Annotated in this window: 23 protein-coding genes and 1 riboswitch; of the genes, 11 read left to right on the top strand and 12 right to left on the bottom strand. The window is 75.0% G+C overall.

The window, feature by feature from the left end:
• A partial coding sequence (locus tag ACFP3U_RS22325) for a hypothetical protein (protein WP_380227377.1) occupies nucleotides 1–293 on the top strand: 293 nt, incomplete at its 5' end.
• A 105-nt stretch (nucleotides 294–398) separates the two neighbouring features.
• Here ACFP3U_RS22325 and sigJ read toward each other — a convergent pair.
• Entirely contained in the window at nucleotides 399–1,310 is a 912-nt protein-coding gene (sigJ, locus tag ACFP3U_RS22320) for an RNA polymerase sigma factor SigJ (RefSeq protein WP_380227376.1), read from the bottom strand.
• Nucleotides 1,311–1,423: 113 nt separating this feature from the next.
• Here sigJ and ACFP3U_RS22315 point away from each other — a divergent pair, with 113 nt between their 5' ends.
• Complete coding sequence (locus ACFP3U_RS22315; RefSeq protein WP_380227375.1) at nucleotides 1,424–1,819, top strand: hypothetical protein; 396 nt, start codon at nucleotides 1,424–1,426, stop codon at nucleotides 1,817–1,819.
• A gap of 86 nt (nucleotides 1,820–1,905) precedes the next feature.
• On the opposite strand, the gene ACFP3U_RS22310 is transcribed toward ACFP3U_RS22315, so the two are convergent.
• The 3 genes from ACFP3U_RS22310 to ACFP3U_RS22300 all read right to left on the bottom strand — a co-directional run bounded on the left by ACFP3U_RS22310 (nucleotide 1,906) and on the right by ACFP3U_RS22300 (nucleotide 5,352).
• Entirely contained in the window at nucleotides 1,906–3,165 is a 1,260-nt protein-coding gene (locus ACFP3U_RS22310; protein WP_380227374.1) for an esterase/lipase family protein, read from the bottom strand.
• Between the two features lie 219 nt (nucleotides 3,166–3,384).
• Nucleotides 3,385–4,197 carry an arylamine N-acetyltransferase family protein gene (locus ACFP3U_RS22305; protein ID WP_380227373.1) on the bottom strand — a complete coding sequence of 271 codons (813 nt, stop codon included), beginning with the start codon at nucleotides 4,195–4,197 and terminating at the stop codon, nucleotides 3,385–3,387.
• 168 nt (nucleotides 4,198–4,365) lie between these two features.
• Nucleotides 4,366–5,352 (bottom strand): quinone oxidoreductase family protein, encoded by a 987-nt coding sequence (locus tag ACFP3U_RS22300; RefSeq protein ID WP_380227372.1) that lies wholly within the window; start codon nucleotides 5,350–5,352, stop codon nucleotides 4,366–4,368.
• 112 nt (nucleotides 5,353–5,464) lie between these two features.
• Between ACFP3U_RS22300 and ACFP3U_RS22295 the strand changes: the two genes are divergently transcribed.
• Nucleotides 5,465–5,845, top strand: coding sequence for an ArsR/SmtB family transcription factor (locus ACFP3U_RS22295; RefSeq protein ID WP_380227371.1), 381 nt, complete (start codon nucleotides 5,465–5,467; stop codon nucleotides 5,843–5,845).
• A 40-nt stretch (nucleotides 5,846–5,885) separates the two neighbouring features.
• Here ACFP3U_RS22295 and ACFP3U_RS22290 read toward each other — a convergent pair whose 3' ends face one another.
• Complete coding sequence (locus tag ACFP3U_RS22290) at nucleotides 5,886–6,788, bottom strand: transposase family protein (protein WP_380227370.1); 903 nt, start codon at nucleotides 6,786–6,788, stop codon at nucleotides 5,886–5,888.
• A 172-nt stretch (nucleotides 6,789–6,960) separates the two neighbouring features.
• Between ACFP3U_RS22290 and ACFP3U_RS22285 the strand changes: the two genes are divergently transcribed.
• Nucleotides 6,961–8,115, top strand: coding sequence for a pentapeptide repeat-containing protein (locus ACFP3U_RS22285; protein WP_380227380.1), 1,155 nt, complete (start codon nucleotides 6,961–6,963; stop codon nucleotides 8,113–8,115).
• Between the two features lie 138 nt (nucleotides 8,116–8,253).
• Here the strand turns inward: ACFP3U_RS22285 and ACFP3U_RS22280 are convergent, their stop codons facing one another.
• The gene (locus ACFP3U_RS22280; protein WP_380227369.1) at nucleotides 8,254–8,862 is read right to left on the bottom strand and encodes a GNAT family N-acetyltransferase; all 609 of its coding nucleotides are present in this window, start codon (nucleotides 8,860–8,862) and stop codon (nucleotides 8,254–8,256) included.
• Nucleotides 8,863–9,086: 224 nt separating this feature from the next.
• Between ACFP3U_RS22280 and ACFP3U_RS22275 the strand changes: the two genes are divergently transcribed.
• The 5 genes from ACFP3U_RS22275 (at nucleotide 9,087) to ACFP3U_RS22255 (ending at nucleotide 13,670) form a co-directional block, all read left to right on the top strand.
• Nucleotides 9,087–9,662, top strand: coding sequence for a hypothetical protein (locus ACFP3U_RS22275; RefSeq protein WP_380227368.1), 576 nt, complete (start codon nucleotides 9,087–9,089; stop codon nucleotides 9,660–9,662).
• The gene (locus ACFP3U_RS22270; RefSeq protein WP_380227367.1) at nucleotides 9,649–10,500 is read left to right on the top strand and encodes a class F sortase; all 852 of its coding nucleotides are present in this window, start codon (nucleotides 9,649–9,651) and stop codon (nucleotides 10,498–10,500) included. Before ACFP3U_RS22275 ends, ACFP3U_RS22270 begins: the two co-directional genes overlap by 14 nt.
• Before the next feature lie 136 nt (nucleotides 10,501–10,636).
• Nucleotides 10,637–11,560, top strand: a complete 924-nt coding sequence (locus ACFP3U_RS22265) for a hypothetical protein (protein WP_380227366.1) — start codon at nucleotides 10,637–10,639, stop codon at nucleotides 11,558–11,560.
• Nucleotides 11,557–12,339: a response regulator gene (locus ACFP3U_RS22260; RefSeq protein WP_380227365.1), complete on the top strand. Its 783-nt coding sequence runs from the start codon at nucleotides 11,557–11,559 to the stop codon at nucleotides 12,337–12,339. Before ACFP3U_RS22265 ends, ACFP3U_RS22260 begins: the two co-directional genes overlap by 4 nt.
• 56 nt (nucleotides 12,340–12,395) lie before the next feature.
• Entirely contained in the window at nucleotides 12,396–13,670 is a 1,275-nt protein-coding gene (locus tag ACFP3U_RS22255) for a sensor histidine kinase (protein WP_380227364.1), read from the top strand.
• A 241-nt stretch (nucleotides 13,671–13,911) separates the two neighbouring features.
• Here the strand turns inward: ACFP3U_RS22255 and ACFP3U_RS22250 are convergent, their stop codons facing one another.
• From ACFP3U_RS22250 to ACFP3U_RS22225, 6 genes are all read right to left on the bottom strand, one after another.
• The gene (locus tag ACFP3U_RS22250) at nucleotides 13,912–15,393 is read right to left on the bottom strand and encodes a M6 family metalloprotease domain-containing protein (protein WP_380227363.1); all 1,482 of its coding nucleotides are present in this window, start codon (nucleotides 15,391–15,393) and stop codon (nucleotides 13,912–13,914) included.
• Nucleotides 15,394–15,630: 237 nt separating this feature from the next.
• Nucleotides 15,631–17,043: a cobyrinate a,c-diamide synthase gene (locus tag ACFP3U_RS22245; protein WP_380227362.1), complete on the bottom strand. Its 1,413-nt coding sequence runs from the start codon at nucleotides 17,041–17,043 to the stop codon at nucleotides 15,631–15,633.
• A gap of 109 nt (nucleotides 17,044–17,152) precedes the next feature.
• Entirely contained in the window at nucleotides 17,153–17,758 is a 606-nt protein-coding gene (cobO, locus tag ACFP3U_RS22240; protein WP_380227361.1) for a cob(I)yrinic acid a,c-diamide adenosyltransferase, read from the bottom strand.
• 6 nt (nucleotides 17,759–17,764) lie between these two features.
• A complete protein-coding gene (locus ACFP3U_RS22235; RefSeq protein ID WP_380227360.1) occupies nucleotides 17,765–19,909 on the bottom strand; it encodes a putative cobaltochelatase in 2,145 nt (714 codons plus the stop codon).
• Entirely contained in the window at nucleotides 19,906–21,420 is a 1,515-nt protein-coding gene (locus ACFP3U_RS22230) for a cobyric acid synthase (RefSeq protein ID WP_380227359.1), read from the bottom strand. The genes ACFP3U_RS22235 and ACFP3U_RS22230 overlap by 4 nt, the downstream gene beginning before the upstream one ends.
• Complete coding sequence (locus ACFP3U_RS22225) at nucleotides 21,417–22,463, bottom strand: cobalamin biosynthesis protein (protein WP_380227358.1); 1,047 nt, start codon at nucleotides 22,461–22,463, stop codon at nucleotides 21,417–21,419. The genes ACFP3U_RS22230 and ACFP3U_RS22225 overlap by 4 nt, the downstream gene beginning before the upstream one ends.
• Nucleotides 22,464–22,551: 88 nt before the next feature.
• Nucleotides 22,552–22,730, bottom strand: a riboswitch (cobalamin riboswitch).
• Nucleotides 22,731–23,099: 369 nt separating this feature from the next.
• On the opposite strand from ACFP3U_RS22225, the gene ACFP3U_RS22220 reads away from it, so the two are divergent.
• Nucleotides 23,100–24,215: an alpha/beta hydrolase family protein gene (locus tag ACFP3U_RS22220; RefSeq protein ID WP_380227357.1), complete on the top strand. Its 1,116-nt coding sequence runs from the start codon at nucleotides 23,100–23,102 to the stop codon at nucleotides 24,213–24,215.
• Between the two features lie 501 nt (nucleotides 24,216–24,716).
• Nucleotides 24,717–26,042 carry a hypothetical protein gene (locus ACFP3U_RS22215; protein ID WP_380227356.1) on the top strand — a complete coding sequence of 442 codons (1,326 nt, stop codon included), beginning with the start codon at nucleotides 24,717–24,719 and terminating at the stop codon, nucleotides 26,040–26,042.
• Nucleotides 26,043–26,057 lie beyond the last annotated feature (15 nt).

The raw sequence follows: 26,057 nt of genomic DNA, 5'->3' as shown, positions 1-26,057 counted from the left end.
CCGGCCTCGTCCTCCCGCTCCGCAGAATCCTCGCCGCCGACCACATCGACGCCCAACTCCTCCCCGAAGGCCTCACCCTCATCCACTGGGGCGGCCGCCTCACCTCCGCCCAAGAGAGCACCGTCGCCCGCCACCGCCCCCCGCACACCGTCACCGCCGTCCACTGGCTCCACCGCACCCAACTCCCCGACGCCATGGCCCCCGACCAGTACCGCCGCACCACCCACGCCCTCGACGCCCTCACCCGCGGCGCCCACCTCCCCCTCCTCCTCCGCGGCACCCCCGCCGAATAGCCCCCGGCGAACCGTGCCTCCAGGCCAACAGGCCCTGGAGGCACGCCCGTCACTCGCTCCCCAACCGCCTTGCGGCCCTGCTGGACGATTGCGCAAGCGAGCAGGTCAGGCCGCCGCCCAGCGGCCGAGCTTCTCGGGGTTGCGGACGGCCCAGATGCGGGTGATCCGGCCGTCCACGACGTCGAGGGCCGCCACCGTCGCGGTGGCGCCGTCCCGTTGGGCGACCAGGCCGGGGCGGCCGTTGACGGCGCGCTCCAGCAGGACCAGGCCCGGGGCCTTCTCCGCCATGAACGCCAGGTACTGGGCGATCCGCTCGCCGCCCTCCACCGGGCGCGCCACCGCGCTGACCAGGCCGCCGCCGTCCGCGACCAGCACGGCCGACGGGTCGAGCAGGCCGACCAGGGCGCCGATGTCCTTGGCCTCCCAGGCCTGCCGGAACTCCCGCACCACGGCGGCGTTCCCGGCCGTCGGGACGCGCGCGGCGCCGACCCGCCGGCGTCCCGAGGAGGCCAGTTGGCGGCAGGCCACGGCCGTCCGTCCGACGATCGCGGCGATCTCGGGGAACGGGTACCGGAAGACGTCGTGCAGCACGAACACCACCCGCTCGGCCGGGGTCATCGACTCCAGCACCACCAGGAACGCCATGCTCACCGACTCGTCCAGGGTGATCCGGTCGGCGGGATCGGCGGGATCGGCGGCCGTCCCGACCGCCCACTCCGCGCCGTCCGGCAGCGGCTCGGGCAGCCACTCGCCGACGTAGCGCTCGCGCCGGACCCGCGCCGAGCCGAGCACGTCCAGGCAGATCCGGCTGACCACCGTGGTCAGCCAGCCGCCGGGCGAGGCGACGCCTCCCCGCCGGTCCGGCGTCATCGCGTACCAGCGGGCGTACGCCTCCTGCACGGCGTCCTCCGCCTCGGCGGGTGAACCGAGCAGCCGGTAGGCGAGGTTGATCAGGTGCCGCCGCTCGCCGACGACCGCGTCCGCCTGCCGTTCGAATCTCTCGCCCTCGGTGCCCATGCAGCCCGCCCCCTGTGTCGCTCCCACCCGCCTCACACTTCGCGGGCCCGTTTCGTCGAACGATCGGGACACTACCGATCCACCGCCGCGAGGCAGGAAGAGGGGACCGCACCATGGCCACCACGACGACGACCCCGGCCGCGCGCCGCGGCTTCACGCTCCTCCAACTCACCGTCGCCCTGCAGACCCTGGCGATCTTCTTCCAGGCGACCACCGCCGGCCTGCTGCTCTCCACCTCGTACGGCGAGACACTGCACAGCGTCGGCGCGCGGGTGATGTACGGAGCGTCGATGCTCTACCTGCTGGCCGCGATCCTCGCCTGGCGCCCGGGCGGCGGCCCGGCCCGGCCGATCCTGTACGCCACCGGCTTCCTGGCGCTCGCCTCGGTCCAGGTGGTCCTGGGCGTCACCCACAAGCCCGCGCTGCACGTGCCGCTGGGCGTGCTGATGTTCGGCCTGAGCCTCCTCGACCTGGGCCGCGGCCTCGCCACCACCGCGCGTCGCGCCTAGCGTGTGCTTCGGCACGGTGGGCGCCGTGGTCGACGCGGGCCGGGGTGGGCGGGCTTCGCGTCGGTGCGGCCCGCCCACCCCTGTGGTCACGCGTTGTTCAGGATCTCGCTCATGATCCACGACCCGAGTTCCTCGGTCATGGTGGTGTGGCCTTCGTTGCGGCCGGCGCACGCGAAGGCGTCGAGGGCGCTGTCCTCCGACGAGATCGGCTTGTAGAGGGCCTTCTGGTCGTCGATCTCCCCGGCGGCGACGGCGCTGACGCTGGGGATGAAACAGGACGTGAGGATGACCTCCGGGTCCACGGCGTTGCCGAGGAAGCCCATGAGGAGGGCGGCCAGGCCGAAGCTGCCGGGGTCGCCCTGGGGGGACGGCATGGTGAACAGGCCACCGGGAGCACCGTCGATCTCGGGCAGCCCGTTGGTGCGGACCAGCAGCGCGTCGCTACCGGTCTTCTGCAGCCGGGCGACGATCTGCTCGCCCTGGGCCTGGGTCTTGAGCCAGGTGTCCTTCAGCGTCTCACCGTCGCATCGCACGGCGGTCACGTCGGGCTTGACGCCGTTGCCGCTGCCGGTGGCCACGCCGTTGGCGACACCGATCCTGCGGGGGGTGCGCGGCCAGCCGCCGACCTCGTCGAGCGCACGGAGGAAGTCCACCCGCTCCTGCGGCAGCTCCGGGGTCGCGTCCGCCGTCGCGATGTGCCAGCGCGACATCTCCTTCGCGGCCTGGCTGTTGAGCAGCCCGGAGAACTGGCGCAGGACGGGCCCCAGCGTGGGATCGTCCCCCCAGCTGTCGGTCGCGAGGTGGGTGAACGCCTGGATGGAGACGGGGAGCCACGCGCCCTGGTGCGGGGTGTCGTAGGAGAGGTAGACGGCCGTCTCGTGGTCGGGAAGCTCGGGGTCCTGCTCCATCTTGGCCAGTGCGTAGCGGGTGATCAGCCCGCCCATGCTGAAGCCGCCCACGACCAGCTTCGCCCTGCCAGCCCGCTCGTTGAGGGCCCGGCGGATGCACTCGATGGCGGTGTCGGCGTTGGCCGTGATCGACGCCGTCCGGTCCTCGTAGCCGAGGATGATCACGTCATGGCCGGTCGCGTGGAGTTCGGAGATGAAGCGGTACTCGCCGTTCTCCTCCAGACCGTTCCAGAGCTGGTCGAGCTTGCTCCCCCCGGCGGAGAAGCCGTCGGAGAGGATGACGGGCCTGACGAGCTGACGGCGGTTCAGCGGGCTGTGGTAGACCCATGCCGTTCCGCCGGTGAGGTGCCACTCGGCACCCGGGGTCGGGGCGGAGGGAACTTCGGAGTGGGCTCCGGGAGTGACCGGGCCCCAGACGTCAACGACGGGAGCAGACATGATCAGTTGACTCCTTGCGCAGTGTACGGGCCCGCCGAGCAGCGGACCCCCTGCGGCACCTTATGGAGCGGGCCGCCGCCCCCAAGGGTGGTACGCATGCGCTTCACCCGAAGGTGGCGACGTTCACCCGAAATGGTGTGCGCCCCCGCGAGCGCGGGCATGCTGCCTCGGCCGCGGGCCTGATCACGCCAACTCGGGCGGGCGGACGGCGGGCGGGCCTCAGCGCTCGGGGCGGATGCCGGGGGGCGGGGTGATGCCGAACTCCGTCTCCAGCAGCTCCCGGACCCCCTCCGCCCCGTCGACCTGTTCCACCGTCACCGTGCCGTCGTGCGCGGTGCGGGTGAGCGTGGTGCCGTCCAGGACGAGGTGACCGGCGCGGTGCGTCCGCTGGACGAAGAGGCGGCGGAACGGCGAGCGCGGGTGGGTGGCCACGTGCCAGTTGGCGACGTCGATGTCCGTCGGCGGCGCGGTGTCGCGGGTGAAGGACACCAGCTCGATCCAGGCGTCCCCGGACCGGGCCTGGAGCACCCAGACCGGCGCGGGGCCGTCCGCCTCCTCCAGCACCAGCCGGTGCCGGCGGCCCCGGCCCTCCCGCACCACCCCGGGGATCATCGGCAGCGGCTCCAGCATCGCGTCCGTCGACCCGAAGCCGACGTCGACGAGGTGCGGCGCCGCGTCCGACCCGGGCACCTCGACGGCCAGCACCAGGTGGGTGCGCGGCCGGACCTCCCCGGGCCGGGCGCCGACCCGCACCCGCCCGGTGTAGCGGGTGACGCCGTAGCCGAGCTGCTCCAGCACGGCGGCGAAGAGGGTGTTGTGCTCGAAGCAGTAGCCGCCGCGCGAGCCGGCCACGAGCTTGGCCTCCAGGTCGGCGAGGTCCAGCGACGGCACGGTGCCGACCACCACGTCGATGTTCTCGAACGGGATGGCCAGTACGTGTGCGTGTTGCAGTGAACGGAGCGTGGCCAGGGTGGGTGCCCGTTCGCCGTCCCACCCGATGCGTGCGAAGTACTTTCCGAGGTCGACGCTCATACCGACACCGTACGGATCAAGCGGTGGCCGGGCCTCCGGCTGCGGTTCGGGTCGTCCTCGATCCTCCGACCTAGGTCCACGCCGCGACCCGGTCAGGACGGGTCACGGCTGGTCACAGCTGGTCGGAAGCGGTCGGACCTGATCGGATTCCCCCGGGCCCGGGCGGGCTCAGCCGCCGATCCGCACCACGTACTTGCCGGTCGCCCGCCGCTCCGCCATCGCGTCGTGCGCGGCCGGGACGGCGGCCAGGTCGGGCAGTTCGGTGACGGGCAGCTCCAGGCGGCCGTCCGCGAGCAGGTCGACCACCCGGCGGACGGCCCGGGCGAGCCGCTCGGGGGCCGTGGCGGCGAGGCCGCGGTGGCTGAAGCCGGTGACGGTCAGGTTGCCCGCCAGCAGGCGGGCCAGCGGGGGCAGGTCGGCGACGGCGCCGCCGCCCGCGTTGCCGAACAGCACGATCCGGGCGCCGGGGGCCGCCACGGCGAGGTCGAGGTCCAGGGCCTCGGTGCCCAGCGGGTCGAGCACGAGGTCGACGCCCCGGCCGCCGGTGGCGGCCCGGACCGCCTCCGCGAGCGCCTCGTCGCGGGCGAAGGCGTGCTGGTAGCCGGTGGCGAGCACGGTGGCGGTCTTCTCCGGGCGGCCGACGGTGCCGATCAGCCGGCCGCCGCCGAACAGCGGGACGAGCTGGGCGAGGGCGTGGCCGATCCCGCCGCCGGCCGAGTGCACCAGGACGGTGTCCCCGGCGGTGAAGCGGCCGGCGTCGGTCAGCAGCAGCAGTGCGGTGGCCAGGCCCAGCGGGACGGCGGCGGCCTCGCGCAGCCCGACCCCGTCCGGGAGCGGCACGGTGAGCACCGCCTCGGCGGTCGCCACCTCGGCGAGCCCGGCGCCGACGGGTGCGGCGACCACCCGGTCGCCGACGGCCAGTCCGGTGACGCCCGCGCCGAGCGCCCGGACGGTGCCGGCCACCTCCTTGCCGGGCCGGTACGGCCACTCGGGCGCGTACGCGGAGTCGCCCCGGCGGGTCATCACGTCGACGAAGTTGAGCCCGGCGTAGGCGACGTCGACCGTCACCTGCCCGGGGCCGGGTTCGGGTACCCCGATCTCCTGGACCTGCGAGTTCTCGGCCCCGCCGGGTGCGGTCATCACCAGTGCGCGCATGGGTGTCGGTCCCCTCGACTACGATGTTCGACGAACTACGAAATTGAACCCGAGGCAGTGGTACCACACAGTTTCGATGGATGTCGAACATCGCAGATCAGGGAGGGCGACCATGCCCCGCAGCACCCGCCGCCGACCGGCACTCACCCACCCCGCAACCGAGGACATCGACCTCTTCGACGTCCTGCACGCGCTCGCCGACCCCACCCGGATGACCATCGTCCGGGTGCTGCGCGCCGAGGCGGAGCGCGCGTGCGGCACCTTCCCGGTGGACGTCGCGCCCTCCACCCTCAGCCACCACTTCAAGGTGTTGCGCGAGTCCGGGCTGATCACCCAGCGCGAGGAGGCCAACCGCCGCTTCTCCGCCCTCCGCGCGGTCGACCTGGAGCACCGCTTCCCCGGCCTCCTCGACTCCGTCCTCGCCGCCCACACCCGCTCCGCCCCGGCGGCTTCCCCGGCCTCCGACGCGTCTTACGACCTTGGGAGCGATTGAGTTCGGGGCGTGCCGGACCGGCGGGTTGGCTGGTGGGTGATCAGCAGGCGGCCTGCCGGGCGAGCACCAGTTCTGTGCTCGCCTTGCGGCGGGTCGCCCGCCGGGCGGAGCGGTCAGAGACGAGGGCGGCGATCGCGAGGTGGGTCTCGGCGTAGGTCTCGCGGCGGCCGGTGAACCGCTGCAGGGGCCGCCACTGCTTGTACTCGGCGTTGGTGTGCTCCACGCAGATCCGCGCGGAGGACTGACGGCGTCGCGCCTCGCGCCAGGCGTGGTGCTCACCCAGCGGCGCGTCGTCCTTCGGCTTCTTCGGCGGGGCGCTGACTTGGCTGGGGAACTCGTTGGCCAGGCCCCGGTAGCCCTCGTCAACCTCGGCCTTGACCTTGGGGTGCAGGTGGAACTGCTCGGCGATGCCCTTGGTGCGCACGGCGGTCTGGTCGTGCATGCGGCCTGGACGGATCACGCCGCTGAACAGGGTGCGACCCTGCGGGTCACTGAAGGTGGTGGTCTTGATGGTGTTCTGTTTCTTCTTGCCGGAGACGAACGCCTTGCGGCCGGGGCGGTGGGCGCGCGGGCGGCGGACCTGCACTTCGGTGCCGTCGATGCGCAGGTCAACGCCCTCCGCGCCAGCGTAGGCGAACAGGTCCTCCAGCGTCCGCAGCCGCACCCCCGGCCGGTCCGGGATGGCAAAACCGCGGGCCGCCAGCAGCGGGCGGACCTCACGGATCGCTCCGGAGACAGTGGAACGGTCCACTGCGTACAACTCGGCCAGCGCAGCGTGCGGGATCCCAAGTCGCAGGTGGACCAGCGTGACCAGGAGCCGGTCGACGAAGACCAGGCGCTGCTTGGGCCCGGCGCCGGCCGCCCGCCTCCGGTCCCCGCCACGCCGCTCGTGTAGCGCCGACTCCCGCGCGGCCTGCCACCGGGGCGCGAGTTCTTCGAGCAACTCGCCGAAGTGTGTGCGCGAGATGCCGGACAGGGCGGGTTGGGAACAGGCCGCACGGGCCCAGGTAAGCCTCACAACTCATCCAACCCGTACGGCCGTTCTCATGTCACGGGGCGGAGGCACAGCACTCTTGATCGTCCTATAAGCGGCGCCTAGGCTCTCATGCATGGAGATGGGGGAACCGGACCGCGGGGGGCGGGCGTGGCACGACGGGCTGCTCAGACGTCGTGTAGTCGCAGGTCTGCTGGCCGGGGCGGGGCTGGTCATTCTGGGTACGGTGTTCGTCGTACTGCCGGGGGTGGTGGTCGACCACGATCTCGCCGGGGCGAGCGTCGCCGCGCAGGATCAGTTGAAGGCGGTGAACGATGTCCGTACGACGCTTCTACAGGTAGTCGGCGGCCTGGTCGTGCTCTTCGGCGCATACGCCACCTGGCGGCAACTGCGAGTGAGTCAGGACGGTTTGCGCGCCACCCAGGAGGGCTATGTCACCGACCGATTCAGCCGGGCTGTCGACCAGCTCGGCAGCGACAAGCTGGATGTGCGCATCGGCGGCTTGCACGCGCTGTGGCGGATCGCGGAGCAGTCCGCCCGCGACCGGGAGGCCATCATCTCCATCCAGGCCGCGTATCTGCGTACACACCTGCCCTGGCCACCCGCCGGGCCGGAATCACCGGCGGCAGACGTGCCCATCAACGACATCGCCCCCCTGGAGACTCGCGCCGCCGACGCCCAGGTGGCACTGACCGCGCTCGGTGTACTGTGCCAGCACAGGGAGCAGTCCTGGGTCAATCTCAGCATCACCGACTTGCGCCGGGCCGACTGCGACGGACTGTGGTTCCCCGAGGTCAACTTCGACCGCGCTTGCATGGAGGCGGCGGGCCTGTACCACGCCAATCTGACCCAGGCGTCCCTGGTCTCGGTCAACCTGCGGCACGCCGACCTCACGACTGCGATTCTCCGCCGAGCTCGCTGCATTCTGGCCGACCTACGGGCCGCGAAGCTAGTCGAAACCGACTTGCGTGACGCCGACTTCACCGAGACCGACCTGCGCGAGGCAAACCTGCGCAAGGCCGACGCCCATGGCGCGGTCTTCCACCGCGCCGACCTCCGCATGGCCGACCTGCGCGGCACCGACTTGAGCACCGCCAACCTTGTCGAAGCACGCCTGACCGGCGCCCTGGCCAGCGAGCACACCCGCTGGCCCGCCGACTTCGACCACGCAGCCGCCGGAGTCGTCGACAGCGATGACCCCGGCCCCGAGCCCCCGCCTCTACTCCAGCCGCCGGGGATGACGCGGCGGGCACGGCCGCTGCGGTCCACTCCCTGACCATGACGCGCCGGTCAAGATTGCATCAACCGCGATCCGCCTGACCGGCGTCACTCCTCCTCAGCGGCGTCCTGATCGCGCAGGGCCCAGGCCGCCACGCAGATCCGGGAGCTGATATTGCTCCCAAGGTCGTTAGGGTCAGAGCTCCCAGGACCGCGGCCGGGTGAGCGCCTCCCACTCGGGCCGGAGCAGCGACAGCACCGCGACGTCGTACCGGCTGCCCCGGTGCAGGCACGCCGAGCGGCGCACGCCCTCCTGGACGAAGCCCGCGCCGGCCAGCACGGCGAGCGCGGCGGCGTTGCCGGTGTGGGTGACGGCCTGGAGCCGGTGCAGGGGCAGTTCGCCGAAGGCGAGGTCGACCAGCGCGTCGACGGCGTCCGAGCCGTGGCCCGCCCCCCGGTGCCCCGCGTCCATCAGCAGCGAGATCTCCGCCGTGCCGTCGGCGAGGTCCTGGTCGAAGAGGGCGATGTGGCCGATCGGCGTGCCGTCGGGGAGCAGCACGAGGAAGTCGTCCCGGTCGTTGTCGTCCCGCTGGTGCTCCAGCCGCTCGCGCAGGGCGGAGAGGGCGCGGGGCCAGTAGCCGATCTGATGGACGGCCACGGGGTCGGAGCGCCAGCGCTGCAGCACCTCGGCGTCGTCGACGTCGACGGTCGCGAACGCGACCTTCCGGCCCCGCCAGCACACCTCGCGCGCGTTCGCGTTCTCGTACTCGCCGTCGTTCTCGTTCTCGCTGTCGTTCTCGGTCACGCGTGGATGTTACGGGCGCCGCAGGGGCGTCGACCAGCGGATTTCCGGCCGGGAACGACCGGCCGGGCAGCCGCCTGACGGATCGCCGGACGGTTGTTACGCAGCCGATGAGTCGTCGTGACACGACCGGCCGGGGACCGCGACACGGGTTTCCTACCGTCACTCATGACGCACCGGCCGCAGGGTGCCGGAGCCCGCGTCACCAACGATGAAGGAGAGTTCGGATGGCCATGCGTACGACCACCAACCGCGGCTGGCGGGCGACCACGGTCTCCCGGCTGTCGGCCGTCTGCGCCCTGACCGGCGCCGCCCTGCTGACCGCCGTCACCGGCGGGCAGGCCTGGGCCGACGGTGGCGCGTCCGCCACCCCGGTCCCGAAGGCGCCCGCTGCGGCGGCCGACACCGGCAGCGGTGCCGCCGTCAAGGACCAGGCGCCGTCCCCGGTGCCGCTGACCGCCACGCCGGCCCCGGCACAGCCCTCGGCCGCGCCGAAGGAGTCGAAGCGGCCCGCCGACCACCCGTCGGCGGTCCCGTCCGCCGGCCGGGACGCCGGCTCCGGCGCTGGCGCGACCCCGGTTCCGGCCGCTCCGGCGAAGCCCGAGGCGGCGAAGCCCGACGCGCCCACCGGCACCACGCCGCAGGTCCGTGACGTGCCCAAGGGCGCCGCCCAGGCCGGCGACGGCTCCGGCGCGGACGACTCCTCCGGCCTCAAGCTCGCCGGCGGCGGCGCGGTGGCCGCCATCGGCGCCGGGGCGCTGGGCTTCGCCGTGCTGCGCCGCCGCTCCGGTGCGCGAGGCTGACGACCGTCCCGGGCGCGCCCCGTACCCCGTCGCCGCCGATCCGGACGGCGGCGACGGGGTCCGGGCGGCGCGGCGCCACCGCGACCGGGACGACTCGCAGCACGGACGCCACGGGCGGCGCGCCCGAAGCGGCGGGGCGGGCGGGCTGAACCGGAGCGTCTTCGGTGCGGCCGGGCTGCTCTGCCTGGCGATCGGCGCGACCGTCGCGGTCTCCGGCCACGGCGAGCCGCCGGTGGTCCGGGTGGAGACCTCGGCCCGTCAGGGCGCCCCCGCCGCCTCGGTGTCCACCGGCGCCACTGCCAACCCGGCGCCCGGGACTGCCGGCGGCAGCACCTCCGGGACCGCCGCCGACAAACCCGCCGCCGCGCCCCGTCCGTTCGCGGCCTCGCGGCCGACCCGCCTGCTGGTGCCGACGGCCGGGGTCGACGCCCCGGTGACCGGCCTCGGACTGAACCCCGACGGCACGGTCGAGGTCCCGGCCGCCGACCGGGCCGGCGAGGTCGGCTGGTACCGCAACGGGCCGACCCCCGGCGAGACCGGACCGGCCGTCCTGATCGGGCACTACGACACCGCGCACGGCCCGGCCGTCTTCCACGGCGTGCCGAAGCTGCAGCCCGGCGACCTGATCCAGGTGCGGCGGGAGGACGGCAGCACGGTGGACTTCCGGATCCGCAAGCTGATCCAGGCCGCCAAGGACCAATTCCCCACCGAGGCGGTGTACGGCAACACGGCGGCGCCCGAACTGCGCCTGATCACCTGCGGCGGCCGGATCGGGACCGACGGCCACTGGACGGACAACATCATCGTGCTGGCCGATCTGGCGTCACCCGTAGGCTGACGTGGCCGGAGACGGCCCGGACGGCGCCCGGCGGGGGAACCGCCGGGCGCCGTCCGGACGTCCTGCCGGGGCGGGTCACCGAGCAACGCGCACCGAGACCAGACAGAGCACGCAGCACCAGAAAGGGCCCCGGAGGATGAGCACCGCCCACCGCCGTACCGCCGGCCGGCGCCGTCCGCGCGTCCTCCTCCCCGTCCTCCTCGCCGCGGCGGCCCTCGCCCTGCCGGTCGGCTGCGCGGCCCCCGGCGAACTGCGCGACCACGGCGGCGCCGCGCCCGTCACCCGCCCGCCGGCCAAGGTGCCGCTCTGGCCGGGCCTGGCCACCGCCCCCTCGCGGACGCCGCTGGACTCCGCGGCCGGCCGCACCCCGGAGCCGTCGCCGCAACCGGTCCCGGACGTGGCCGTCCCCGGGCAGGACATCACCGCCGTGGACGTCCGCGCGCTGCTGGCGAAGGACCCCGGCGTGACCCAGGACGAACGGCGGGTCCTCCAACCGTGCGCGGGCTGCGAACTGCGCAGCCCCGAGTACCGCGACCTCACCGGCGACGGCCGCCCCGAACTGCTGGTCGCCGTCAGCCTGGCCGAGGCTGCCGTGCTGCACGTCTACACCGCCTCCGGCGACCGGCTCCTGCCTGTCCTCCGGGTCCCCCTGATGAAGCTGTTCGGCGCCGAGACGGTCGGCACCGAGCTGTGGCTGTACGAGCCGACCACCGCCTCCACCCGGACCAGCCGCCTCTACCACTGGGACGGCGTGCGGCTGGCCCTGGCCGACCAGAAGGTCGAGGGCATCGGGCCCACCCAGGAGCCCGCGCCGACGCCGCAGACGCCCGAGAAGCCGTCCGCCGCCCGCCCGAGCGGGTCCGACAAGGGGTCCGACAAGGTGCCCGCCCAGCCGGTGCCCACGATCCGCCGCTCCGACGCCCCCAACGCGACGCCCGCGCCCAGCCGCGGGGGCGAGGGCTCGGGCGCGGGAGCGGTCGGCCCGAAGGAGGCGCAGTCCGCCCAGCCCCGCCCGATCACGCCCAGCGCCGCGCCGCCCGTCCCGGAGAGCAAGCCATGAACCCCACGGCACCCAGCCACCCCCACATCCTCATCGTCGAGGACGACGAGGTGATCCGGGAGGCGACCCGGCTGGCCCTGGAGCGCTACGGCTTCCCGGTCTCCACGGCCGCCGACGGCCTGGAGGGGCTGGAGACCTTCCACGCCGTGCGGCCCGACCTGGTCCTGCTGGACGTGATGCTGCCGCTGCTCGACGGGGTGGGGCTGTGCCGGCGGATCCGGGAGGAGAGCCAGCTGCCGATCCTGATGATGTCGGCGCGCACCGATCCGGTGGACGTGGTGTCCGGGCTGGAGGCGGGCGCGGACGACTACGTGGTCAAGCCGTTCGAGAGCGCGGTGCTGGTCGCCCGGATCCGTACGGTGCTGCGCCGCATCCGCGTCGTCCCGGCCGCCCCCGAGCCCGCCGCGCCCGCCCTGGAAACCCCGGAACCCCTGGAACCCCCGACACCCTCTGTGCCCCCGACACCCCCGGCGCCGGAACCCCGCACACCCGTCCGCAGCTTCGACGGCCTGGAGGTGGACACCGACTCCATGGAGGTCCGGGTGCACGGCCGCCTCGTCCCGCTGACCCCGACCGAACTGCGGCTCCTCCTGGAGTTCACCGCCGCGCCCGGCATCGTGCTGGAGCGCGCCGTCCTGCTGGAACGGGTCTGGGACTACGAGTGGGGCGCCGACACCCGGGTGGTCGACGTCCACGTGCAGCGGCTGCGCGCCAAGATCGGCGGCGGGCGGATCGAGACCGTCCGCGGCTTCGGCTACAAGCTGCGGCGCCCCGAATGAAGGCACGTCCTGTGAAACCCCGCCCCGTGAAGCGCCGCCGGATCACCCTCCGGCGGATGACGCTCCGTCGGCAGATCGCCACCGCCGTCGCCACCATCTCCGTCCTGGTCGCGGTGGCGGTCGGGCTGCTCGTCCACCAGGCGATGGTCCGCCAGCACGTCGACCAGGCGCGCGGCTCCGCGCTCACCGCGCTGGACGCGACACTCGGGGCGTACCAGCGCGGCGAGGAGTTCGCGGGCGGCGCCCGGCACGCCACGCTCGACGACCCGGCGCTGCCGGCCAAGCTGCGCACCCTCGCGGCGGCCGGGCGGCGCGGCTCGCTGCTGGCCTGGGGGCCCGAGGGCGAGGCGATGTGGGCGGCGACCGCGGTCCGCGACGGCGGCGAAGTGCTGTCCGTCCGGGTCGACTTCTCCCAGGACCGGCAGGCCATCGCCGATCTGGACCGGATCATCCTGATCACCGTCGTCGCCTCCGTCTTCATCACCGTGCTCGCGGGGGTGCTGGTCGCGGACCGGATCAGCCGGCGGCTGCGGACGGCGGCGACCGCGGCCCGCGGGATCGCCGCCGGCCGCACCGACACCCGGATCGGCGAACTCGTCGACGGGCGGGACGAGGTGGCCGACCTCGCGGCGGCCGTCGACCTCATGTCGCGGGAGCTGCACCGGCGTCTTGAGGACGAGCAGCGGTTCACCGCGGACGTCGCGCACGAGCTGCGCACCCCGCTGACCGGGCTGGTCACGGCGGCCGAACTGCTGCCCCCGGGGCGGCCCACCCAACTGGTGCAGAACCGGGTGCAGGCGCTGCGCGCCCTGGTCGAGGACCTCCTGGAGGTGTCCCGGCTGGACGCCGACGCCGAACTGCCGGACCTCTCGGCGGTGCCGCTGGAACGCGCGGTCCGCCGCACGGTGACGCTGACCGGGCTGGAGGTCGAGGTCGAGATGGCGGCGGACGCCTCGGTCCGCACCGACCTCCGCCGACTGGACCGGATCCTCGGCAACCTCCTCCTGAACGCCGACCGCCACGGCGCCGGCGCCATCCACCTGCACGTCGACGGCCACCGGATCACCGTCCGCGACCACGGCCCCGGCTTCCCCGACGAACTCCTCCGCGACGGCCCCCAGCGCTTCCGCACCAGCGTCCGCGAACGCGGCAAGGGCCACGGCCTCGGCCTCACCATCGCCCAGGGCCACACCCGCGTCATCGGCGCCACCCTCACCTTCACCAACCACCCCACCGGCGGCGCCATCGCCACCCTCCACCTCCCGTCCGCCCCCGCCGAGCACGACCCCGACACCGCCGACGCCGACGCCGGGTCGACGACCGGTTCCTGACGCGCCGACGACCTGACCCGACCGCCCGTCACGCCCGGCACGGCGGAGCCCCGCCGCGGCCGTCTTTCGGGGTCGGGGCGGGGCGTTGGCCTGATCGCCGCCGCTTGCCCGGTCCGGCCTTACTCTGCGTGCCGGGCGTGGCTCCGACGGAGCCACCGTCGGGGCCGCGCGGCACGGGGGGGCAGGGCGGCGATCGTCCTGGTGTGCTGTGGGGGCGCTCCGGGTGTCGGGGGTGGGTGCCTCATTCGACGGTGACGCTCACCTCCATGCGGTCGTCGCCGGGGGTGCCGGCCACCTCCAGGGTGACGCCGCTCCACTGGCCGTTCGGCTCGTTCAGCGGCGGGTTGGTGTGCTCGCCGAGGCGCTCGTTGCCGAGGGACGGGTAGAGGTCGTCCTCGTCACCGCGGTTGGGGAAGACGGCGTCCGCCAGGTCGCGCCGGCCGTCGGCCTGCATCAGCTCGATGGCGAGGTGGGTTTCGTCGTTGACGTTGTCGATGGACTCGTCCACCACGTAGACGGCGATGCCCTCGTCCGGCAGGAAGGCGTCCTGGCCGCTCTTGCGGCGGTACTCGACCACGATGTACTGCTTCGGGGTCATCCGCGGGCTGCGGACGAGCAGGGTGTCGCCGCCCTCGGCGACGGGGCGCAGGACGATGTCCTTGGTCGTGTTGGTGATCTTCTTCGGCCGGATCCAGTCGTGGAACATCCGGAGCATGCCGTTGGGGTACACCGGCCGGTCGCCGGCGTGCGCCTTGTCCGGCCCGCCCCAGGACCCGGAGGCCATCAGGCAGTAGTTGCCGAGGCCGCTGGAGACCGCCTCCGCGTTCGGGTCGCCGGTGTCGTAGAAGTCGGCCCAGCGGGCGGCCAGGTGGCCCCACTCGTGGGAGCAGACGCCGACCCGGCAGTCCTCGGGGACGGTGAGGAAGGTCTGCATCTCCAGGCCCGGACCGACCGGGAAGCCGGGCGTGAAGCTCCACTTGGCGCTCCACAGGGCACCCGGCCGCTCGATCTTCGGGACGGCCTCGGCGCCGCGTCCGGCGTGGACGATGAACAGCGCGGTGACGATGCCCTCGTCCAGGACGTCCAGCGTCTTGGGGAACGGCACGCCCTTGTCGCGGGCGATCTTCAAGGCGTCGGCGGCCATGCCGACCTCGTTCTGGGGGAAGCCGTCCGAGTCCTGGCCGGACAGGCCGTTGGCGTAGAAGGAGAGCGGGTGCGGCAGCCGGAACCAGCCGTGCACCTCGCCCTGGACGTCGATGCCCTTGCCGCCCGGAGCGGCGGGGTCGAAGCCGCTGACCTCGCGGTAGTAGTCGCGCATCGAGCCGGTCGGGAACGTTCCGGAGCTGAACAGCAACTCCTGGAAGTGCTCGACGGTGTGGGCCGGGTCGTGCGGCTGGTCGGGGAAGTCCACCAGCAGCACCAGGGTGGGGACGACGCCCTTGAGCTTCTCGGACGGGTGGTCGATGAGCTGGGCGCCGGTGCGGGGGCCGGGGCGGAGGGCGCCGTCGTCGAGGCCGACGACGTTCTCGCCGCGCCACTGGGTGCGCAGCACACGGTAGTACTCGCCGAAGGAGATGCTGTCAGGGAGCCGCTGGGCCGCGATCAGGTCGCGGTACTCGTCCTGGAGCTCGTCCAGCGCGGTCGGGGAGAGCGGGACGGGGCAGGCGTGCGGGAGGTGGTGGGGGGTGGGACGGTGATGCAGCGGGGTTAATGTGTAACGCATGGTGACGGCTCCTTCGAGCCTGTTCACCCCGCCGGGGCGTGTGCCGCGCCGCAGGGGCGTGTTCGGCGCCCCGTCGAGTAGGCGGTCGCCGGCAATCGGTCGGCTCGTTGAAAGGCGGTCGGGTCTGGCCGGTACCGGTTGCGAAAAGGGCGATATGCGGTTGTTTGTCACCATTCTGACGCTCCGGACGGCCAAAAAACCAGACCCGAAGGGCCGTCGGATCCGCGGCGGCCCCGCTCAGCCGGCCCGGTACGCCGCGGCGGCCGCCGCGAAGGAGGCGGCGAGCTGCGGGGATCCCGCCCAGTGCAGGTGCAGATACGAAGCGTGAACGTTCGCCGCGCCCGTCGCGCCGCCCGCGAACCCCTCGGTGCGCGGGCCGTCCGGCAACCGCCAGCCCCAGGCGGGCCGTTCGCCGGCGCCCGGTTCGCAGACCGTCCGGTGGAACTCGTGCCCGCGCACCCGGGTGCCGGTCGGCGCGACGGGGGAGTCGTGCAGCGCGACCGCCTCCCGGTATCCGAGCGTCAGCCGCTCGGTCATCCGGGCCGAGGTGTCCAGCACCCCGCACATCGGCAGGCCGTCCAGCTCCCGGCCGAGGTAGAGCAGTCCGGCGCACTCGGCCGAGACCGGGCCGCCCGAGGCGGCGAACGCGGCGATCGCGGTGCGCAGTTGACCGTTCGCGCTGAGTTCCCGGACGTACAGCTCGGGGAAGCCGCCGCCGATCACCAGGCCCGCGGTGCCCTCCGGCAGGGCCTCGGCGTGCAGCGGGTCGAACGGTACGACCTCGGCGCCGGCGGCGGTCAGCAGCTCGGAGTTCTCGGCGTACGAGAAGGAGAACGCCGCACCCCCGGCCACCGCGATCCGCGGCGGTGAGGCAGGCCGCGCCGTCGGGAGCGCGGAGGCGGCGCCCAGCGCGGCGATCTCGCCCGCCGGGTCCCACGGTTCGGCGTCCAGCGGCGGGGCCGTGCGCGCCAGCGCCAGCACCGCGTCCAGGTCCACCGAGGCGGCGACCAGCTCGCCCATGTCGGCCACCGCCCGCAGCGCCTGCTCCGAGCGCTCCACGGCCGGGATCAGCCCCAGGTGCCGGGACGGCGTCGCGACGGCCGCCGAGCGTCGCACGGAGCCCAGCACCGGCACCCCGGAGCCCTCCTCCAGCGCCTCGCGCAGCAGCCGCTCGTGCCGGTCGGAGGCGACCCGGTTGAGGATCACCCCGGCCAGCCGGACCTCCGGGTCCCAGGAGGCGAAGCCGTGCACCAGGGCCGCCACCGAGCGGGACTGCGAGGAGGCGTCCACCACCAGCACCACCGGCGCCCGCAGCAGCTTCGCCACATGCGCGGTGGACGCCAGCTCGCCGCGCCCGGACGCGCCGTCGAACAGCCCCATCACGCCCTCGACCACCGCCACGTCCGCCCCGGCCGCGCCGTGCAGGAAGAGCGGGGCGATCCGCTCCGGCCCGCACATGAAGGCGTCCAGGTTGCGGCCCGGCCGGCCGGCGGCCAGGCCGTGGTAGCCCGGGTCGATGTAGTCCGGGCCGACCTTGTGCGGGGAGACGGCCAGTCCGCGCGCGGCGAGCGCGGCGATCAGGCCGGTGGCGATGGTGGTCTTGCCGGCGCCCGAGGAGGGCGCCGCGACGACGAGACGGGGGATGTTCACGTGCTGCTGCTTCTCTCGCTGGTCCCGGGGTGTGGCGGGCCGTACGCGGTACGCCACCGCGTACGGCCCGCCAGGCGATGCCTACCGCCCGACGCCTACCGCCCGACGGCTACCACTCGATGCCGCGCTGGCCCTTGCGTCCGGCGTCCATCGGGTGCTTGACCTTGGTCATCTCGGTGACCAGGTCGGCGTAGTCGGTGAGCGCCTCGGCCGCGTACCGGCCGGTGATGACGACGTGCTGGCTGCCCGGACGGTCCTTCAGTACGGCCACCACCTCCGCCGGGTCGATCCAGCCCCAGTGCATCGGGTAGGTGAACTCGTCCAGCACGTAGAAGCGGTAGGTCTCGGCGGCGAGGTCGCGCTTGACCTGCTCCCAGCCCTCCTTGGCCGCCGCCTCGCTGTCCATCTCCATCTCGCCGGTGCGCTGGATCCAGGACCAGCCGGAGCCCATCTTGTGCCAGTCGACGGTGCCGCCCTCGCCGGAGGCGCCGAGCACGCGCAGCGCGTTCTCCTCGCCGACCTTCCACTTGGCGGACTTCACGAACTGGAACACCCCGACCGGCCAGCCCTGGTTCCAGGCGCGCAGCGCCATGCCGAAGGCGGCGGTGGACTTGCCCTTGCCGGGGCCGGTGTGCACGGCGGTGATCGGCTGGGTACGGCGCTGACGGGTCGTCAGACCGTCGTCGGGGACGCTCTCGGGGACACCCTTGGGCATGTCGGCTCAGGCCGCCTTTCGCGAAGCAGAAGCAGAAGCAGAAGCAGAAGCAGTGGAGGAGGTCGGACGGTTCTCGCGGACGAGCGCGGCGACGCCGTCGGCGCGCAGCTCGTCCAGGCTCACGGAGGTGGCACGCAGCCGGCCGGCCAGCGTACGGGCCAGGCCGAGCCGGACCGGGCCGGACTCGCAGTCCAGCACCACGCTCGCCACGCCCTGCCCGGCCAGCAGCCCGGCGGCCCGGAGCGACCGGGCGATGGCGTCCCGCCCGCCGGTGGCCCGGCCGTCGGTCACCACGACCAGCAGCGGGCGGCGGTCCGGGTCGCGCAGCCGCTCGACCCGCAGCACCTCGTGGGCCCGCAGCAGCCCCTCCGCCAGCGGGGTGCGCCCGCCGGTGGGCAGCGACTCCAGCCGGGCCGCCCCGACCTCCACCGAGGAGGTCGGCGGCAGCGCCAGCTCGGCCCCGGCGCCCCGGAAGGTGATCATGCCGATCTTGTCCCGGCGCTGGTAGGCGTCCATCAGCAGCGACAGCACCGCGCCCTTGACGGCGGTCATCCGCTGCCGGGCCGCCATCGAGCCGGAGGCGTCCACCACGAACAGCACCAGGTTGGACTCCCGGCCCTGGCGCACCTGCTCGCGGAAGTCGTCCTTGTGCAGCACCAGCGCCCGCGAGGACCGCCCGCGCGCCAGTTGGTGCGGGGCGGCGGCGCGCAGCGTGGCGCTCAGGTGCAGCCGGGCGAGCCGGCCGCGCGGGCGGCGGGCCCGGATGGTGTGGCCGCCGTCGGTCTCGGCGGGGGAGCGGCGGCCCTGGGCGCCGCGCCCGGTGCCGTCCACCGCGAACAGCCGGGTGCGGTACGGGTCGCCGGCCGCGACCGGCGCGGTCTCCCGGGCGGGGGAGGGGGGCTGCAGCGGGACGGGCTGCGGGGCGGGGGCGTCGTCCGGGGCCGGCGCGTCCGCGGCCCCCTCCGGCGGTCCGTCCGGGCCGGTCGGCTCCGGTGCGCCGCCACCGCCGCCGTCGGGGCCGCCGTCCTGCGGGCCGTCGCCGTCGGGCCCGTCCGGGCCGCCCTCGCCGTCCGGGTCGTCCTCGGGCTCCCGGGAGTCGGCCTCCTCGGCCTGCGCGGGCTCCGGCTCCGGCTCCTGCTGGGCCTGCTCCTCCAGCACCCGGTCCAGCTGCTCCTCGTCCAGCCCGGGGGCGTCGAAGGGGTTGCGCCGCCGCCGGTGCGGCAGGGCCAGCTGGGCGGCCTTGCGGACGTCCTCCGCCAGCACCTCGGTGCGGCCCGCCCAGGCGGCCAGGGCGACGGCGGTGCGGGCCATCACGATGTCCGCGCGCAGCCCGTCCACCTCGAACGCCGCGCAGACGGCGGTGATCTGACGCAGCGCGGTGTCGGTCAGCTCGACCGAGGGCAGCAGGGCGCGGGCGGCGGTGATCCGGGCCGCCAGCGCCCGCTCGTCCTCGGCGAAGCGGGCGGCGAAGGCGGCCGGGTCGGCGTCGTAGGAGAGTCGGCGGCGGACCACCTCGGCCCGCTCCACCGGCTCCCGGGTGGCGGCGATCTCCACCGTCAGGCCGAACCGGTCGAGCAGCTGCGGCCGCAGCTCGCCCTCCTCCGGGTTCATCGTGCCGACCAGCAGGAAGCGCGCCGCGTGCCGCACCGACACGCCCTCGCGCTCCACGTAGGAGCGGCCCATCGCGGCGGCGTCCAGCAGCAGGTCCACCACGTGGTCCTGGAGCAGGTTGACCTCGTCGATGTAGAGCACGCCGCGGTGCGCTCGGGCGAGCAGCCCCGGCTCGTACGCCTTGACGCCCTCGGACAGCGCGCGCTCCAGGTCCAGCGAGCCGACGATCCGGTCCTCGGAGACGCCGACCGGCAGCTCGACCAGCCGGGCCGGGCGTTCGGAGGCCGGGGCGCCGGCGTGCGCGCCGTCCGGGCACTGCGGGTCCGGGCTCGCCGGGTCGCAGGCGAAGCGGCAGCCGTCGACGGTCGCGATGGACGGCAGCAGCCCGGCCAGCGCGCGCACCATCGTCGACTTGGCGGTGCCCTTCTCACCGCGCACCAGTACCCCGCCGACCGCCGGGGAGACGGCGTTCAGCAGCAGGCCGAGCCGCAGGTCGGCCATGCCGACGATCGCGGTGAACGGGTATCGGACGTCACTCATGCGTGTTCTCCAGGGGCTCCGGGCGCCAGGGTCGGCAGCGATCCGGCCGCCGGCACCCCGCCCTCGATCAGCTTCCACAGCGCGTCGGTGTCGGCGTGCTCCTCGATCAGCTCGCCCAGCCGGTCCAGCCGGGCCTCCCGCGCGTCGGCGAACGAGGTGTCCGGCGCGGGGACGAACGCCCGGCCGGCCGCCGCCGCGACCTCGCGCAGCAGCTCGCGCCGGAAGCCGTCGTTCTCCAGCGCCCCGTGCCAGGTGGTGCCCCAGACGGAGCCCTCCCGGCAGCCGTCCAGGAACGGCTCCCCGGCCTCCACGGTGACCACGCCGTGGTGGATCTCGTAGCCCTCGACGCGCTGGCCGTAGGCCTCGCCGACGGGGCGGCCGAGCACCTTCTCCGCGCCGAACCGCACCTGCGTCGGCAGCAGCCCGAGGCCGTCCACCGCGCCCGCCTTCGACTCGACCTCGTCGACGATCGAGCGCGCCAGCATCTGGTAGCCGCCGCAGACGCCGAGCAGCGGCAGCCCGGCCGCCGCCCGCGCCTTCAGCACCGGCTCCAGGCCGCGCTCGCGCAGCCAGGCGAGATCGGCCACGGTGGCCCGGGTGCCGGGCAGGACGACGAGGTCGGCGTCGGCCAGCTCCTCCGGCCGGGTCGCCCAGCGGACCAGCACACCGGGCTCCTGGACGAGCGCGTCCAGGTCGGTGAAGTTGGACAGCCGGGGGAAGCGCAGCACGGCGACCCGCAGCACGTCGGCGCCGAGCGGGCCGCGCGCGGCGGTCCGGTCGACGACGGTGGACAGGTCCAGCGAGTCCTCGGCGTCCAGCCAGAGGTCCGGCAGCATCGGCAGGGTGCCGAGCACCGGACGGCCGGTCAGCTCGCGCAGCATCTCCAGCCCGGGGGCGAGCAGCCGCGCGTCGCCGCGGAACTTGTTGACGAACCAGCCGGCCACGTGCCGCTGGTCCTCGGCCGACAGCAGCGCCAGCGTCCCGTACATCGCCGCGAAGACGCCGCCCCGGTCGATGTCCCCGACCACGACGACCGGCAGCCCGGCGGCGGTGGCCAGGCCCATGTTGGCGATGTCCCGGTCGCGCAGGTTGATCTCGGTGGGCGAGCCCGCGCCCTCGCAGACCACCACGTCGAAGCGGCGGCGCAGGTCCGCCAGGCACTCCAGGGCGCGCTCCAGCAGCACCGGCTTGCGCTCGCGGTAGTCCAGCGCGCCGACCTCGGCGACCGGGCGGCCCAGCAGCACCACCTGGCTGCGGCCGTCCCCGCCGGGCTTGAGCAGCACCGGGTTCATCGCCGCCTCCGGCTCGACCCGGGCGGCCTGCGCCTGCATCGCCTGGGCGCGGCCGATCTCGGCGCCGTCCGCGGTGACGAAGGAGTTCAGCGACATGTTCTGCGCCTTGAACGGCGCGACCGCGACGCCCTGCCGGGCCAGCCAGCGGCAGATGCCCGCGGTGACCACGCTCTTGCCGGCGTCCGAGGTCGTCCCGGCGACCAGCAGTGCCTTGCTCATGCCCCGCCCCTTCTCCCGCTCGCTGCCTTCCGGGCCGGACTGCCCGGACCGCCCGGACTGCCCGGACCGCCCGACCTGCCCAGCCTGCCCGATCTGCCCAGTGCGGCCTGGAGCAGCAGGTGCCCGGCGACCGTCGTACCCAGGGCCAGCGCGCTCACCCGCCGGGAGAGCACGCACGCCCGCTCGATGTCGTCCACCCCGACCGGCCGCAGCCCCTCGCCCAGCACCGGCCGGTGCTCGGTGCGCTCGCCGTACCGGAGGGTCCCGCCGAGGCGGACGCCCACCGCGCCGGCGAACGCCGACTCGGCCTGGCCGGCGTTCGGGCTGGGGTGCGCGGAGCCGTCCCGCCGCCAGACCCGCCAGGCGGTGCGCGGTTCGGGGGCGGCGGCCACCGTCAGCAGCGCGGTCAGCCGGGCGCCCGGCCAGCCCGCCACGTCGTCCAGCCGCGCCGAGGCCCAGCCGAACCGGGCGTAGCGCGGCGAGCGGTGGCCGACCATCGCGTCCAGGGTGTTCACCGCGCGGAACGCCAGCAGCCCGGGGGTGCCGGCCAGCCCGCCCCAGACCAGGGCGTTGACCACGGCGTCGGCGGTGTTCTCGGCCACCGACTCGACGACCGCGCGGGCGATCTGCCGCTCGTCCAGCCCGCTCGGGTCGCGTCCGCACAGGTGCGGCAGCCGCTCCCGGGCCGCCGTCAGGTCACCGGCCGTCAGCGAACGGCCGACGGTGCGGGCCTCCCGGGTCAGCGAGGCGCCGCCGAGCACCGTCCAGGTCGCGGCGGCGGCCAGCGCGGCCCGGCCGAGCGGACGGCGGGCCAGCAGCCGGTCCGCGGCCAGCGCGCCGGCCGCGACGGTGCCCACGCAGAGGGCGGTGAAGACGGCGCCGGCGGCGCGGTGGTCGCGCCAGAGCCGCTGCTCCAGCCGGCCGGCCGCGGTGCCGAAGCCGGCCACCGGGTGGCCGCGGCGCGGATCGCCGAACCGGGCGTCGGCCAGGTATCCGGCGACGGCGCCCGCGCCGAACGCGGCGGCCCGGGTCAGCGGGCGCACGGCACGCTGCGCGGCGTCGTCGAGGGTGGGTTCGGGCCCGGCGGGGCAGCCTGCATCGCGTGCGTGTCCTCACTCAGGGTCCGCGCCCTGGATCGACGTACCGGGGGCGAGAGTCTCCTGGCTTCCGGGTCGGACGCGCTCCCGGGCCCTCCGGCGGCTTCTGACGGCTCGCTGCGGCTGGTTCCGGTCGTGCTCCCCGGTGACAGTGGCGGGACCGCGCCGGACTCGCACCGGCTTCCTCTGCATGCCTCCGTAATGGCTGAAGGATCCCATCACGGGCCCGATCCGGGAGTCAACCGAGGTCGCGGAGGGGTTGGTCACACGGCGGACCCCGCCCGGCGCCCGCCGTTTCCCGTCGCTGCCTCCGCGCCCGCCGACAGGCGCGGGCCGACGCGATCGGCCGGATCGTGCGGGTGGACCGGGCGGACCTCGCCGCCGTCCTGCGGTCCGATCCCGCCCGGTCCGATCCGGCCGTTCCGGCGTCTTCCGGCCGGGGCGGGCCCGCGGTGGTGACATTCCCGGTGTGACCTTCCTAGCGTGACAACCCGTACGGCCGTGTCCTGCTGGCCCCGCCCCGCCCCGCCGAGTGGACTGGGCTGTGGAGTGGGTCCAGACACCGATCAGCGGGGAGCGAGTATGCGTTGGGGAATCGCGGCCACCGTGGCGGCCGCCGCCGTCGGCACCGGGGCGGCCGTCCTGGTGATCGGCCGCCGGGCCTCGGAGCGGATGGTCCGCCCGGCCGCGGGCGTCCGGGAGCGGACCGGCCCGGTGGTCGTTCAGAGCCTGGGCGCGGGCCGGATCACCTTCACCCGGAGCCCGCTGAGCGAGCGCCCCGGCCGCTGGGCCGTGGAGTGGGGCCAGGACGGGCACGCCGTCGTCGAGGAGGTGCTGCACCGCGACGAGCAGGGGGTGACCCGCCGTCTGGTCCGCGCCGACCGCGGCACCCTCGCCCCCGGCACCGAGGTCCGCTTCACCCCGCGGGTCTACCTCGGCGACCCGGCCGCGGCGCTCGGCCTGACCTTCGGCGAGACCGCCGTCGAGGGCGAGCTGGGCGCGCTGCCCGCCTGGTGGCTCGACGGCAAGCGCGGCACCTGGGTGATCCTGGTGCACGGCCCGGACGCCGACCGCTCCCAGACCCTGCCGGTCCTCCCCGTCCTGCGGCGGCTCGGCCTGCCCGCGCTGGCCGTCAGCTACCGGGGCGACGCGGGCGCGCCGGCCTCCCCGGACGGCCTCGGCCACTTCGGCGAGACGGAGTGGCGGGACGTCGAGGCGGCGATCCGGCTGGCCCTGGACAGCGGCGCGGGCCGGGTGATCCTCTACGGCTGGTCGCTGGGCGCCACGATGGCCCTGCAGGCCGCCGCCCGGTCCGACTACGCCCCCTCGATCAGCAGCCTGGTCCTGGACTCCCCGGTCCTGGACTGGCCGGCCACCGCCCGCCGGGGCGCCGCCCGGGCCGGCTTCCGGGGCGCGGCCGCCGAACTCGGCGCGCTGGCCGCCCAGGGCCGCACCGGCGTGGATCTGGCCGACTTCGCGCGCCTCGCCGAGGGCGCCGACCTGCGCGTGCCCACCCTGGTGCTGCACGGCCCCGACGATCCGGTGGCGCCGTTCGGGGCCGCCGAGCGGCTGGCCGCGCGCCGTCCGGAGCTGGTGAACCTCCAGGCCTTCCCCGGCGGTGACCACGCCGCCCTGTGGAACGCCGCCCCGGACCGCTACGCCGAGACGCTGCGCCGCTGGCTCACGCCCTTCTGCTGACCCCGGGCCTGACCCCGGGCCCCGGCCCCGCGCCCGACCCAGGCCGCCGTGTCCCGTCGTCGCCCGCCGTGGCCCGCGGGGCACGGGAGCCGGGGGGAGCCGGGGGAGCGTGGACGGTCCGCGATCGGCGCGCGGGCCGCAAGGGACCTCGTACGGACCACCCGTCCGCCCCTACTCTCTGACCTGGCATGCACCCGTCACAAAGATCAAGCCAGTCGGTTTGGGCTCTGTTGCCCGATCTTGTCGAGGCCCCGCGCCCTCCGCCCGCCCCGCGCGGAGAACCGGATGTGACAGATGGCCGGTACAAGGGGAAGACTGCTCGACGTGACGTCTCGGAATCCGCGCGACCGTGATGCCCCGCTCCCGCCGACGATCGGTACCGGTGCGACGGTGACCCGTCTCCCCGGAACGGCCCACCGCCCCGCCGGCGCGAGGCCGGGGGGCCAGGGCGTACCCCGCCGACGAGGCCCCGCCCCCGCACCCGGCCGCGGCCGGGTCCCCGTGCCGGAGGGCTTCCCCGCACCCGCCGAACTCGCCCCGCTGGCCCGCCGCATGCTGGTCGACGCCGTCCGGATCGCCCGCTGGGCCGGCGACCTCGACGAGGTCGACAAGCGCGGCGAGCTGCTCCCGGACGACGCCCGCGCCGCCGGCCGCGCCCTCGCCATGACGGTGGGCGCCGCGGCCAAGGCCTGGGGCCAGGCCCTGCTGGTCGGCCTGGTCGAGCCCCGGGACGGCGGCGCCGTCCCCGGCTGGCGCCTGCACGCCTGGGAGCACGACGACGAGGCCGTGGTCCGCGGCTGGTCGGCGCTGTTCGACGCCTGGACGCTGCTCGCCCCGGTGCCGCCCGCCGCCCTGCGCGGCGTGTTCGCGCTGCTCGCCGGGCAGGCCGTCGACCAGGCCCCGCAGCTGCTCTCCTTCCTGCACCTGGTGGACGGCCCGGTCGCCGACGTCGAGCTGCTGGAGCTGCTCCGGCGCGGCCTGGACGAGCGCCGGGTGGGCGGCGGCGAGGGCGCCTTCGGCGTCTCGCCCGTCCCGCACGCGGCCACCGCCGTCTCGGCCGTCCGCGGCACCTGCCGCGAGCCGCAGATCGACACCCCGGCCTCGCCCGCCGACGTCGCCGCCGTCCTGGACTGGATGCTGGACGGCCTGGCCGCCGTCGGCGCCCTGGTCCGCCGGGACAACGCGGCCGAGCTCTCCCCGCTCGGCCACTGGGCGGTGCGGGCCAAGCTGGAGGAGATCTGCACCGTCGCGCAGACCGCCGCCGGCCACATCGAGCAGAGCGCGCTGGAGCTGCTGAGCGCCTGCGCCGACTACTCGCCCGGCCCGGCCCGCGCCGAGTACCGGGCCTGGCTGGCCGCCCGCCCGGCCGACCGGGCGGTGGCCGAGCTGCTGGAGGCCGCCCAGGGCGAGGACGCGCTGCTGCGCGGTCTGGCCTTCGAGGCGCTGCGGGTGGCCGGATCCACCGCCGAGCAGGCCGTCCGGGCCGCCGTCGACGAGCCGGTGCTGCGCCCGTACGCGCTGCTCTGGCTGGCCGAGCGCTCGGACGAGGAGGTCTCCCCGGCCGACGTGCTGGGCGCGGAGGACGCCGCCTGGCTCTGGGTGGACACCGCCGCGGCCGTGCTCGACCACGGCGAAACGGAACTCCTGGTGGGCCACGTCGAGGGCGCCTCGGCCGGTGACCCGGTCCGGCTGTTCGCCCGGGCCCGGCAGTCCGGGCACCCCCGGGCGGCCTCGGTGCTGACCGCCGTCTCCGGCGTCCACCCGGACCCGGCCGTGGCCCGCGCGGCCCGCCGCTCGGCCTTCAGCGTCCACCGCGGCGGCGCCTGAGCGGCCGCACCAGGA

It is taken from the genome of Kitasatospora misakiensis (genome assembly GCF_042656005.1).
Classification (GTDB): Bacteria; Actinomycetota; Actinomycetes; order Streptomycetales; family Streptomycetaceae; genus Kitasatospora; species Kitasatospora misakiensis.
This window is presented reverse-complemented; position numbering and strand designations above follow the sequence as displayed.